Source organism: Bacillus oleivorans, assembly GCF_900207585.1.
Classification (GTDB): Bacteria; Bacillota; Bacilli; order Bacillales; family JC228; genus Bacillus_BF; species Bacillus_BF oleivorans.
In genome coordinates this window covers 156,643-169,456 of the sequence record NZ_OAOP01000005.1, presented here as the reverse complement: position 1 = coordinate 169,456, position 12,814 = coordinate 156,643, and the positions used below count along the sequence as shown (strand labels likewise).

General features: G+C 39.3%; 11 protein-coding genes and 1 pseudogene. 1 reads left to right on the top strand and 11 read right to left on the bottom strand.

Annotated features, from left to right (window positions below):
- Positions 1-91: 91 nt before the first annotated feature.
- From CRO56_RS12700 to mbcS, 8 genes are all read right to left on the bottom strand, one after another.
- A complete protein-coding gene (locus tag CRO56_RS12700; protein WP_097158987.1) occupies positions 92-1,282 on the bottom strand; it encodes an acetate kinase in 1,191 nt (396 codons plus the stop codon).
- Positions 1,283-1,407: 125 nt separating this feature from the next.
- On the bottom strand, positions 1,408-2,406 hold the full coding sequence (locus CRO56_RS12695; RefSeq protein WP_097158986.1) for a class I SAM-dependent methyltransferase: 999 nt from the start codon (positions 2,404-2,406) through the stop codon (positions 1,408-1,410).
- An 88-nt stretch (positions 2,407-2,494) separates the two neighbouring features.
- Complete coding sequence (tpx, locus tag CRO56_RS12690; protein ID WP_097158985.1) at positions 2,495-2,995, bottom strand: thiol peroxidase; 501 nt, start codon at positions 2,993-2,995, stop codon at positions 2,495-2,497.
- A gap of 212 nt (positions 2,996-3,207) precedes the next feature.
- Positions 3,208-3,654, bottom strand: a complete 447-nt coding sequence (ytfJ, locus tag CRO56_RS12685; protein WP_097158984.1) for a GerW family sporulation protein — start codon at positions 3,652-3,654, stop codon at positions 3,208-3,210.
- Between the two features lie 12 nt (positions 3,655-3,666).
- Positions 3,667-4,377, bottom strand: coding sequence for a DUF2953 domain-containing protein (locus CRO56_RS12680; protein ID WP_142305210.1), 711 nt, complete (start codon positions 4,375-4,377; stop codon positions 3,667-3,669).
- Between the two features lie 79 nt (positions 4,378-4,456).
- Entirely contained in the window at positions 4,457-5,386 is a 930-nt protein-coding gene (gene rarD, locus CRO56_RS12675) for an EamA family transporter RarD (RefSeq protein ID WP_097158982.1), read from the bottom strand.
- Positions 5,387-5,464: 78 nt separating this feature from the next.
- Positions 5,465-7,084 (bottom strand): amidohydrolase, encoded by a 1,620-nt coding sequence (locus CRO56_RS12670; RefSeq protein WP_097158981.1) that lies wholly within the window; start codon positions 7,082-7,084, stop codon positions 5,465-5,467.
- Between the two features lie 211 nt (positions 7,085-7,295).
- Positions 7,296-8,897 carry an acyl-CoA synthetase MbcS gene (mbcS, locus tag CRO56_RS12665; protein WP_097158980.1) on the bottom strand — a complete coding sequence of 534 codons (1,602 nt, stop codon included), beginning with the start codon at positions 8,895-8,897 and terminating at the stop codon, positions 7,296-7,298.
- Between the two features lie 174 nt (positions 8,898-9,071).
- Between mbcS and CRO56_RS12660 the strand changes: the two are divergent.
- Positions 9,072-9,600: pseudogene (locus tag CRO56_RS12660) on the top strand (transposase); the annotation flags it as partial.
- A 370-nt stretch (positions 9,601-9,970) separates the two neighbouring features.
- Here the strand turns inward: CRO56_RS12660 and CRO56_RS12650 are convergent.
- The 3 genes from CRO56_RS12650 to CRO56_RS12640 form a co-directional block, all read right to left on the bottom strand.
- Positions 9,971-10,174: an alpha/beta-type small acid-soluble spore protein gene (locus CRO56_RS12650; RefSeq protein ID WP_097158979.1), complete on the bottom strand. Its 204-nt coding sequence runs from the start codon at positions 10,172-10,174 to the stop codon at positions 9,971-9,973.
- Positions 10,175-10,255: 81 nt separating this feature from the next.
- A complete protein-coding gene (thiI, locus tag CRO56_RS12645; protein WP_097158978.1) occupies positions 10,256-11,464 on the bottom strand; it encodes a tRNA uracil 4-sulfurtransferase ThiI in 1,209 nt (402 codons plus the stop codon).
- Positions 11,461-12,603, bottom strand: coding sequence for a cysteine desulfurase family protein (locus tag CRO56_RS12640; RefSeq protein WP_097158977.1), 1,143 nt, complete (start codon positions 12,601-12,603; stop codon positions 11,461-11,463). Before CRO56_RS12640 ends, thiI begins: the two co-directional genes overlap by 4 nt.
- Between the last annotated feature and the right edge of the window lie 211 nt (positions 12,604-12,814).

Genomic DNA, 12,814 nt, shown 5'->3' with positions numbered 1-12,814 from the left:
CAAAAGTATAACACAGTTTAAGAAGGGGAGAGGCTTATGCTCTGATCAAAATAAATAGGTCAGCCCCGAGAGGACTGACCTTTCGCTTCCTTCACTTATTGATTAAACGTACGACATCTCTTGCAATCATAACTTCTTCGTTAGTAGGAATAACAAGAACCTTCACAGGTGAATGCGGATAGCTAATAAAAGCTTCCTCACCCCGAACTTTATTAAGAGCAGGATCCCAGTAGACACCCATAAATTCTAACCCTTTTAAAACTCTAGCCCGAATTACGTCACTATTTTCACCGATTCCCGCAGTAAAAATAATCGCATCCACACCATTCATACGTGCGGCATAGGAGCCTATATATTTATGAATTCTGTTGGCAAACACTTCTAGTGCTAATTCAGCGCGTTCATTTCCTTGTTTCGTAGCGTCTTCAATATCGCGAAGATCGCTGGAAAACCCAGAAATACCGAGCATTCCGCTTTTCTTATTTAAAATTTCGATAACTTCATCCGCGGTTTTATTTGTTTTTTCCATAATATAAGGAATTAGGGCAGGATCAATATTTCCAGAACGGGTTCCCATCGCCACCCCGGCTAAAGGTGTGAATCCCATTGATGTATCAACAGATTTTCCGCCTTCAATCGCTGCAATGCTTGCGCCATTGCCTAAATGGCAGGAAATTAGTCTCAAATGTTCAATCGGACGTCCTAATAGTTCAGATGCTCTTTCAGATACATATTTATGAGACGTACCATGAAAGCCATATTTACGGATTCCGTATTTTTTATAGAATTCGTATGGCAAGCTGTATAAATAGGAGCTTTCAGGCATAGTCTGATGGAATGCAGTATCAAACACAGCAACTGCAGGAACATTCGGCAGCACATTTCTGAATGCTAAGATTCCGGTAAGATTTGCAGGGTTATGCAAAGGAGCCAGTTCAGATAGCTGATTAATTTGGTCAATTACCTTATCCGTAATAGTAGCTGAATCATGAAAGATTTCCCCGCCGTGAACAACTCGATGCCCGACCCCATTAATTTCATCTAAACTTTTAATAATGCCCTGACCGGTCAGCTGCTCTAACAGAAGAGCAACCGCTTGGGCATGGTCTTTTATATCAAGTATCTTTTTAACCTTTTCCCCGTTTACGGTAATAGTAAAGATAGAATCTTTAAGTCCGATTCGCTCGATTAATCCTTTTGTTATTACAATTTCTTCCGGCATTTGGAAAAGCTGAAACTTCAATGATGAACTCCCAGCATTAACAGCCAGTATATTTGACATAATTTGTACTCTCCTACTCATTATTTTGCTTTTCTTATGGTGTCCAAACGAACCTGAAAACTTTCCTTACTCATTTAAACAGGGGAAAAGGGGATTTTCAAGCAGAAAGTTTTGTTAAGTGGCCCTTATTTATTTCTGTTCTCTTGGCGAAACCAGGCCCGAATTTGTGTTAGAATATCTTGAACTGAATTTTTATTTGTCAGTTTCGGCATTTGTGCCATAAATACCTTTTTAGGAGGAGTCTCCCCCTCTATTTTCTTTTTAAGGATAAAAAGGTTCTTAGCGTTTCTCTCGTTTTTAAACATAGATAAAGGCAATTGAATCAGGCCTTGAATAAAAGCATGCTCCTTCAGAAAGGCATGAAGTTTGGGTGCATCCTCTCCTTCAAACAAATGATTCGGGATTACAAAAAATAAAAGTCCTCCAGGCTTTGTATGTTTTAGACTTTGCTCAATAAACAAATAATGACTAAAGGCATGCCCTTCTTCACGATTAAGTTCATACTGGCTCGCAAACTCTTTCCGCGGATAATACCCAACCGGCAAATCGCTGACAACAATATCGACTGGGTCAATAAATAAAGGCTCTAGTGCATCTTGATTATACAATTGAATCGACTGTGCCTGAAGATTGGCTTGTACATAAGCTAATTTAAGCAATACATCATCGACTTCAACTCCATACGCCTCTATCGCATAGTCAGATAATTGATTTTGAATGGTTGCTACTAAATTCCCTGTCCCAATTGCAGGATCCAGCAAAGTAAATGTTTTTAATTTTCCATTGATCAGAAACTCCCTCAGTAAGCCGCTAATCAAGATCCCGATTGAATCAGGTGTCATTTGGTGATGGGGCTGAACGTAATCTCTCATCCCTTTTAGGGTAACAAGCTGAAAGGCTCTCCGGATTTCCTCTGAAGATAGCATATCAAGCTTGATTGACTGATAAAGCTTTTCGATTTTCTTTTTTGCAACATCATCTACCTGTTGTAAAATTTCTCCTTGAAATAGATTTTCAGCCGTTTCAACTAAAGCTTCTAAGTAGGTTAAATGACAGGTTTGCATTAAGATCTCCGTTGTCTCGTCTAATACATGAAACAGATTTTCTACTTTCGAACCGAGCATGTTTTTCCTCCTATACAATGAAAGGCTTCTTCCGCTTCAATAAAAGAACCCCGTTTCGGAAGAACGAGGTCTTATAGTCTTTCCTCAGTTATTTTGCTTGTTTAACTGCCTCAATCGCTGCTTCATAGTTAGGATGGTTTGTTCCTTCACTTACGTATTCCACATATGTAACCTTGTCGTTAGAGTCTACTACAAAAATAGAACGCGCCAACAGTCTGAGCTCCTCCATTAATACACCATACGCTTTTCCGAAAGATGCATCCCGATGATCTGATAAGGTTTGAACATTTTCAATCCCGTTAGCACCGCACCATCTTTTTTGTGCAAACGGAAGATCCATACTGATTGTTAAAACTTTTACATTTCCTAAATTGGCAGCCTCTTCATTAAATCTTCTCGTTTGTGCATCACAAACACCGGTGTCAAGAGAAGGGACCACACTGATTAATCTGATTTGCCCTTTACTTGAGTCTAGCGTTACTTCAGAGAGGTCATTTGCTAAAACAGTAAAATTAGGTGCTGAATCACCCACTTTTACTTCCTGTCCTACAAGTGTAACTGGATTACCTTTAAATGTTACATCAGCCATCTTCCAAAGCCCTCCTATGTATTTGATAGTAACATCATAACCTCGCTCATACCTGTTTGTAAAGAAAAGCGGTTATCATCATGTCCATATCTCCAGGCGATTTCAAGTCTTTTATTTCCTTAGAACTAACAGAAAAAAACTCATTTCATTAAACTGAAATGAGCTTTCTAGAAATGAATGTTATTGCAATCCGCTTTGGTTATTTTTTATTTCTATATCAGGTCATCACTATTAGATTTATTCTTATCATTTCCGCTTTGATTATTATTTTTAGAAAGCATTTGTTGGACTTTTTCTACTGCTCCAGGAGCTAGATCTAGTATTTTTTCAAGCAGATGAGTGTTTTCATCTAAGTGAAGCATTTTAACACCGTGCTGATTTACAATCAAAAATGCAATAGGTGTTATTGATACTCCACCCCCGCTGCCTCCACCAAATGGATGTTTCGCCGATTGATCCCCGCTTTGATTATTGGATTGCCCATCTAATACAAACTCACTGCCTCCTGCCGCAAACCCGAAACCAACCTTTGAAACCGTTAAAATAACACCGCCATCTGGAGTTTCAACAGGGTCCCCAATAATCGTATTTACGTCGATCATTTCTTTTAAGTTTTCCATAGCCGTCGTCATTAAACCTTGTATTGGATGCTCAGACACAGTGGTAGCCTCCTATAATAGTGATTTTTCTTTTGAATGATTCGTTGCTTTTGCTGAAGGATCGGTTTGAAATTTTGGCATTCCTCCACGCCATAAAGCCAACATTTTTATTCCTACTATTAAAGCATGCCCGATCCAAAACTGTATCATACATTGAAATGACATACCCGAAATCACTTGTTGAAATTGTGGGGTAACCATGATATTGGGCTTAACTTTAAGTTTCATATTTTTACTGATCACCCCGAGAATAGATCCTTTTAAGGTCCAAATAATCCCTGTTAAAACACCGGTATAGCTTGCATCACCGATTCCTACTGTAGTGTGCCAATCCAATTTTTTTATCTGAATCTTTTTAAGAAAATTCTTTATAATCTTGTGAAAATGAATAATATGGGTCATTAATTCTTTTACATTTTTTAAGCTTTGAATGATAGTAGCGGGGGTTACACGCCGCTTCTTCTCCTTCTTCGTTTCTTCTTTTTTTCCTGGTTTTATTTCCTCTTTTAAAACTAATGCTGGAGAATCCTTATCTATTTTCACCATCGGCACATCGATTGTATAGCGAATCAGTCTAAACCAGGCAAAAAATTTAATCTTTAAATGATCATTGTCATTGCCATGATAAAAATCAATTTCGACCGTTATTCTTGTGAAAATAAGAATTATTAGGAATAAAATAAGGACTCCAACAATTAAGCCTACCCATATCACCGTTTTCACTACCTTTCAGCTTAACAGTATCGTCCATTTCTCTGGTTTTTAAACAAAAAAGCCCTGTCTGGAGACAGAGCCTTCATTCCTATACATGAAGCTGTTGTTCTTTTTCCTTAAAACGATTTCTGACATCAGGTTTTTTCATTTTTGAAAATGTAAATAAGATAAGCGCACTCCAAATAAAGGCAAATCCAAGCTGGTCCGTTACTGTAAATGGCTCATTATACATAAAGATTCCAATTAATAACATGAGAGAAGGGGCGATGTATTGTAAAAATCCTACTAGGTTAAGAGGGATTCTCTGCGCCCCAATCGCAAACCAAAGCAGCGGGATTGCCGTGACTGCCCCTGAACCAATCATTAGAATCGTTGTGAACAGATCTACCTGTAAAAAAGAAGATTGCTGCCCGGAAGAAAGCCAGATAACAAAAATTAAGGCAAACGGTAACGTAATGAAAGTTTCAAGCATGAGACCTACGGAAGCTTCTAGTTTCACCACTTTCTTTAATAAACCGTATATGGCAAAACTAAATGCTAACCCTAACGCTAGCCACGGAATATGTCCATAGGAAACCGTCATAATTAAAACTCCAGTAAGGGCCAACAATAAAGAAAAAATCTCTAATTTTTTTAGTGTTTCTTTTAGAAAAACAATTCCAAGCAAGACGCTGACGAGCGGATTAATATAATAGCCCAGACTCGACTGGACAATGTGATCGCTGTTTATCGCATAAATAAATAAGAGCCAATTAAACGTAATGAGCGCTGATACTGAAACTAAAGCTGCAATTCTTTTTTTATCCTCCCATAGATAAGAGAACGTTTGCCTGATTTTATAAAAACCATTTGTCACGGCTAAAAATGCAACCATAAAGAAAAAGGACCAGATGATCCGATGTGCTAGGATTTCATAGGATCCTACATGGTCCAGCCATTTCCAATAAAGGGGGAGAAATCCCCACAACACATAGGAACTCGCAGCATAAATAATCCCTTTCTTTTCTTCTTGATTCACCTTAGTCCCCTCAATTCCTTCTATTCTCGAAATAATATAATTATAGGGGAGGCACTATTTTAATTTCAACTATATTTTTCAGCCAAACCTGATAGGGCCTTCCTCATTGATGTAGACAGGGTTTTCATTGATAACAGTAGCTGCTACTTTTGTATCTAAAATATGCTCATGATTAATTTGAAATAAATCATGACTAAATATAGTGAAGTCTGCTCTTTTCCCTGATTCGATTGTCCCATACTCTAATTCTTTATTTTCTGCAAATGCTGATCCCCTGGTGAATAAAGATAGAGCCTCATACATCGATAAACACTGTTCTGGGTTAAACACCTGCTGATTTGCATCATCAGGCTTCGTACGTGTAACAGCCGCATGGATGCCTAATAATGGATCAATCGGTTCGATCGGTGCATCGGAACCTCCTGCCAAAGCAATCCCATCCTGCAGCAAAGACTTCCAAGCGTAAAGATAATCATAGTTCTTATCCCCTACTCTTTCAAGCACCCAAGGAAAATCGGACGCAACGAAGCGCGGCTGAATATCAAAGATAACGGTTAATTTTTTGCTTCTTTCAACTAATTCCTTTCTTAAAATCTGCGCATGAATCAAACGATCTCTTCTTCCCGCTGGTGTTGGACTTTTTTCAATCGCCTCAATGACATATTCAAAAGCCAAGTCCCCGATTGCATGGACCGCTACTGGCAGCTGATACGACCTCGCCTTTTGAACCAATTGAAGCAGCTCTTCCTTAGAGTGAATCGCAACCCCATTTGTTGTTGATTCATCTGCATAAGGCTGACTGAGTAATGCCGTTCTGCCGCCAAGAGCACCATCAGCAAAAATTTTCATCGCCCCGAATTGAATAAAAGGATTCTCTCTTGGCTGATCAAATCTATTTTGCTTCCACTCGTCGATTACAGTATGATGGATCAAAAGATGAGCTCGGAAAGGCATGTGATTTTTTAGGATGACATTTTCAAAGGAAGCGTAAGTAGTCAAGAAATCACCATAATAACTTAAATCTTCTGTATGTCCGCCTGTTAATCCTAGCCTCCAGGCACTTTGAATCGCAGTTGTCAGAGCGTTCTCTAAATAAGTTCCATCGACTTTCGGCTGCACTTTATATACTAATTCTTGGGCTTGATCCTTTAGGTAGCCTGTTATTTCGCCATTTTCGTTCCTTTCAATAATGCCCCCGGGAGGATTAGGTGTTTGGTTATCAATATTAGCCAGTTTAAGTGCTTCATGATTAACAATAATCGCATGTCTGCAAGTTCTTTTTAAAAGAACTGGGTTGGAGGGAGCTACTTCACTTAGCTCTTGGGCAGTTGGAATCTCGATACGTTCCCAATTGTTTTCATCCCAGCCTTCTCCAACAATCCATTCCCCTTTTCTTGCTGTTTCCGCCCTCATTCTAACCTGATCTAACAATTCCTGTTTCGAACGCAAGGTCGTCAAATCCAAGCGAAGCAGGGATTCCCCATAACCAATCAGATGCATATGGCTATCTACGAGACCTGGCACCATCATGGACCCCTGTAAATCAAATTCTTTTTCAATCTCAGCTCTATAGTTATTCTTCAAATCAGCTAATCGTCCGATGTCTGCAATCTTTCCGTTCTTTGTAAAAACAGCCTCAACTGTTTCCCCCTCATTACGAAGTGTATAAATAGACCCACCGTACCAAAGTGTCCCCATCTTTCATTCTCCTTCAATCTATCGAAATCCAATTATTAACATTATCATAAAGAAAACTTGGCTAGCGCCAAGCCTTTAGGCGCCGGCAATCTCCTAGTTGCACTTATACTTTATTCCTAAAAATTTTAGCTGCGTCGAATTTGCTACTTTGCTAAAATTTTATACTTTCTTAAAGTATAAAAAAATAGGCAGCGAAAAGGCTGCCACATCTTTATTTTACAGAACCGGATGAGTTTTGCAAAGCTACCAGTTCTTTTTGTCTTAACTCGACTCTTCTGATCTTACCGGATGTTGTCTTTGGCAAATCAGAAACATATTCGATTTTCCTTGGATATTTATAAGGGGCAGTATGGGCTTTCACATATTCCTGTAATTCCTTCGATAACTCAGCCGGATTTTCGGGAATATCTCCCTTCAACACCACAAAAGCCTTAACTACGCTGCCGCGGATTTCATCTGGACTTGCAACCACTGCACATTCTTTCACTTTTGGATGTTTGACAAGAGCATCTTCCACTTCAAAAGGACCAATGGTATAACCTGAACTAATAATCATATCATCACCGCGGCCTTCGAACCAAAAATAGCCTTCGTCATCCATGCGCGCTTTATCTCCCGTTACATAATAATCACCTCTAAATTGCTTCGCTGTTCGTTCAGGATCTTTGTAATAATTTTTAAATAGAGCTGGAGATTCAATGTGGACAGCGATATCGCCGACTTCACCCGGCGGGCATAGAATCCCCTCATCATTAATAATCGCGACACGATTCCCAGGAGTAGGTTTTCCCATTGAACCTGGTTTTAGCTTCATTCCCTTCATGACTCCCAGCAGCAGGGTATTTTCAGTTTGGCCGTATCCGTCTCGGACCTCGATATTAAAATACTGTTGGAATGTATCAATAACTTCTCTGTTTAACGGTTCGCCAGCAGAAACTGCACTATGGAGACTGGATAGCTTATATTTTTCTAAATGATTGACCTTTGCCATTAAGCGATACTCAGTCGGGGTACAGCATAATACACTGATTTTATACTGGTCTAACAATTGCAAATACTTCTCAGGTTCAAATTTACCTTGATAAACAAAGCCAGTGGCTCCCATTCCCAGTACCGATAAAAATGGGCTCCAAATCCACTTTTGCCAGCCAGGACCAGCTGTTGCCCAAACCGTATCGCCTTCTTTGACAGCTAGCCAATTTTCTGCAGCTGTTCGTAAATGTGCGTATCCCCATCCATGGGTATGAATCACACCTTTTGGATTACCAGTTGTTCCGGAAGTATAGGATAAAAATGAAACATCGTCCCGGCTAGTGTCAGCAGTTTTAAAATGGGCAGGCTCCTGTTTAGCTTCTTCTGCGATATTAACCCAATTTTTTACAGACTCACCGACAACAAATTTATGTAAGTTAGACAAACTTGTGACTTTTTCAACTTCAGATACTAAAAAAGAAGAAGCGATAATCGCTTTCGCATCACCATGAGTTAAACGGTATTCGATATCCTTCGCACGGAGCATTTCCGATGAAGGGATGACAACTAGTCCAGCTTTTAAGGCCGCCACATACCCGATATAAGCTTCAATCGACTTTGGCAGGATGATTAATACGGCATCCCCTTTTTCAAGACCGGCATTTTTCATCACGTATGCCCATTGACTTGCAGATACCATGAGCTCTTTATAGGTTAGTTGCCCCTTTTGTCCATTTTCTGTTTCCAAAAGTAAAGCAAGACGATTTCCACTTTGCGCAAAACGCTCAATTTCACTGACAATATTATACTGATCTGGCGCAATCAATTTCTCTCTGTCCATTCCTCAATCTCCTCTCCTTTTTTGTCAGTACTATTATACAAAATATTATTATTTTTATTAATAGTAGGAAATATCAAAAAAAAAAAAGAGCAAGAGGGGCCTTTTGTGGTCATTCCTAAAATGTTGGGGTCACCAGTTTACGGATACTGTTTCGGTTATATGTGACAAAAAGGGGTAGAAGCTGTTGCACTTGATTCTGGTTACTTGACAGCTCCAATTTGTAAAGGATTAGATGACAGAAATATCTTTGGCGTTATTTCACACAGAAGATATCAACCCACTAAAGGACTATTTCCAAAATGGAAATTTAAATATGATAAAGAAAGAAACCTTTATATATGTCCTAATAGACAAGAACTACTTTACAGCACAACAACAAGAGAGGGATACCGCGAATATAAATCAGACCCCAAAAAGTGCTCCACTTGCCCACTCCTAAAGGAGTGTACAAAATCACGAAATAAACAAAAAGTGATTACCAGGCATGTTTAGGAAGAATCTAAAGAGAAGGTTCTGCAAAATGCTTTCTAAATCAGGGAAAATGCTTTATAAATTTAGAAAAGAAAAAGTAGAGCGAAGCTATGCAGATTCGAAAGAACTGCTTGGGCTTCGCTACTGCCGGTTACGGGGATTGAAGAATGCAAGTGAACAGGTTCTCCATACTGCAGCCTGCCAAAATATAAAAAGATTGCAACACACCTAGCAAGATTAGAAAAAGTTTGCTGCAATACTTTTGGTTGATTTTCATCCCTGTTGATTAGAGCGGAGGGCACTCGACTCATTTCCACTGCCTTATTAAAATCTATATTGTAGCAGTGGAAAGTGGGATAGAGAGGTCACGGGAGACCCCGCAGGCGCCAAAGCGCCGAGGAGGCTCCAGGACCTCCCCGCGGAAAGCGAGTGCCCGGAGCGGAAATCAACAGGCCGGTTAGCAGAGACAATCAATGAATAAAAAATTGGTCATTTAGGTTTAGACAAAAAATAAAAAATTGCCGAGAAAAATACCCTTTCTCGACAATCTGAAGAACGGGCTAATTGCCCGTTCTTCGTAGCCATTTAAATCTATTTGTTTATTATCTTGAGAATCCGCCTAATTGGCTTTCAGCCATAGATACTAAGCGCTTTGTAATTTCACCACCAACAGAACCGTTAGCACGTGAAGTTGTATCAGCGCCAAGTTGTACACCAAATTCTTGAGCAATTTCAATTTTCATTTGATCAAGAGCTTGTTGTACTCCAGGTACAAGAAGTTGATTATTATTATTGTTTCTCGCCATGTGTGTTCACCTCCTTGTACCTATAGAATGCTACAAATCAAGGAGTTTCATTCGAATGGACTAATGGTAATTGTTCACAAATCAGAATAGCGAATTAACCTCTTCATCTGCTAATTTTTCTTCTGGTGTAATCAATAAAGTTTCGGTGTTTTGAACTGCTTCTTCTATTAAATCTGTGAAATCAACATAACTCTCATAATGCTCAACTTTTTCTTTTTTAGGTTTCGTTTTTGGCATACTGGGAGTAAAGATTGTACAGCAATCTTCATAAGGCCGGTTAGAAATATCGAATGTTCCAATTTCTCTGGCAATATTCATAATCTCGGTTTTATCCATAGCAAGCAGAGGCCTCAGAACTGGTGTTGTTGTCACACTGTTGATTGCATACATGCTTTCAAGCGTTTGACTTGCTACCTGCCCTAGACTCTCACCTGTAATAATCGCCAAACCCTTTGATTTTTCCCGAATCTGATCCGTGATTTTAAGCATAAATCTGCGCGTAGACGTCATCGTAACATTTTCAGGAACCTGGGCTTGGATTTTTTCTTGAATTTTTGTAAAAGGGACAATATGAACTTTTATTTTACCAGAAACAGAGCTGAGTACTTTAGCTAAATCGATTACTTTTTGTTTCGCTCTCTCGCTTGTGTAAGGGGGACTATGGAAATGAACAGCTTCAACCTCAACGCCTCGTTTCATGGATAAAAAACCTGCAACTGGGCTGTCAATTCCACCAGAGAGCATCAACATTGCTTTACCGCTCGATCCAACCGGCAAACCGCCCGCGCCCTGAATAACTTCAACAGTTAGATATACGGCTTCCTTACGTATCTCGACAACTACATTATGATCAGGGTGATGGACATCTACTCTAAGCCCTAATTCACTCTTTAAAATATGCCCGCCCAACATATGGTTTATCTCATTTGTGTCCAGCGGAAATTCCTTATCTGCTCGTTTTGTTGTGATTTTAAAGGTTTCATTTTGGCTTGAATGCTTTTGTAAAAGCTCAAGCACTCCATTCTTAATCGCCTCTACATCTTTCATTACCTTTAAAACAGGGCTAAAGGATTGAATCCCGAAAATCCCTTTTAAGCGATTAATAACGGCAGTTTCATTGGCACCATTTAGTAAAATATGAGCCCGATCACGATGGGCCTCAATTTTAAGATCTTGAAAATCTTGAAATGCCCAGCGGATATTTTGTTTTAACTGACTAATAAAAGCTTTTCGGTTTCTTCCTTTGGTTGATAATTCACCATATCGAATTAAAATTCTATCGTAATTCATGTTGATCTCCTCATTGTTTTGTTTAACATTTCTATACTTTGTTTAATCGCTTGAATAAACACTTTTCCCTCTTCTAATGTATTATGCCAAGAAAGTGAAATTCGCAGTGCACCGTTAGCCACATGTTCTGGCACTCCCATTGCTTCAAGGGTTTCACTGTGTGCTTGTTTCTTAGATGAACAAGCACTAGTGGTCGAAACAAATATGTCATGTTTCTCTAGTGCGTGTACCAGTACTTCGCCTTTTAACCCTGCAAAAGAGATATTTAAAATATGTGGGGCCGATTGTTCTTTAGGAGTATGAAGCACAACCTGATCTAACTTCTCTAGTTCATCCATCAGGTATTCTTTCAGTTGGATAAGCGGTGTCGTATCTTTTTGGAGCGTTAGTCTTAAAGCCTTAGCCATCGCTACAAAACCGGCAACATTCTCTGTTCCGCTTCTAAGTGTACCTTCCTGACTTCCTCCTGATAACAACGGCCATAAAACCTTGCCTTCCCGAACAAATAAAAATCCTGTCCCTTTTAACCCATTAAATTTATGAGCAGAAAAGGTACATAGATCTACATTCCACTTGTCTAATGGCAGCGGAACTTTTCCAACAGCCTGTACATGATCAACATGGAATTGAATTTTAGGATATTGCTTTAATAGCCTTCCTGCTTCTTCAATCGGCTGAATCGTTCCAACTTCGTTCTGTACATGGATAAGAGAAACTAAAATCGTATCCTTCTTGAGTGCCTTTTTCAGATCATCTATTTGAACCCGTCCATCCTTGGTAACGGGTAGATAAGTTACCTCAAATCCCAGCTCTTCTAGCTGCATATATGCCTGTTTAACGGAGGCATGTTCGACACTAGACGTAATAATATGTTTCCCCCTTGATTGAAGGGCTAATGCTGTGCCTTTTATCGCCAGATTATTACTTTCTGTCCCACCCGAAGTAAACACAATTTCCTTCGGTTTTACCCGTAAAAGCTGTGCAATTTGTTCTCTGGCATGAGTCATTAATTTTTCCGCTTCTGCGCCAAGTCCGTGCAGGGAGGATGGATTTCCGTAATACTTTGTGGCAACGGTCGTAAACGATTGAATAACCTCGTCAAACGGTTTCGTTGTCGCACTATTATCTAAGTAAATCATATTCCTCACCTTTCTCTGTCGATTCAACTGTTTATATTATCATACTCTCTAATAGCCGTCATCAAACGCTTACTTTCAATAAGGTCAACTGTTGATTGGCGAGAAGTATGACGAAGACAAAGGAGTTGTTTTTATATGTTAATCCTTTAGACATTTTTCTATTTCGATTTTACATCGTTGTGAAAATTTTATGCTTACTTGGAGTGCAAAA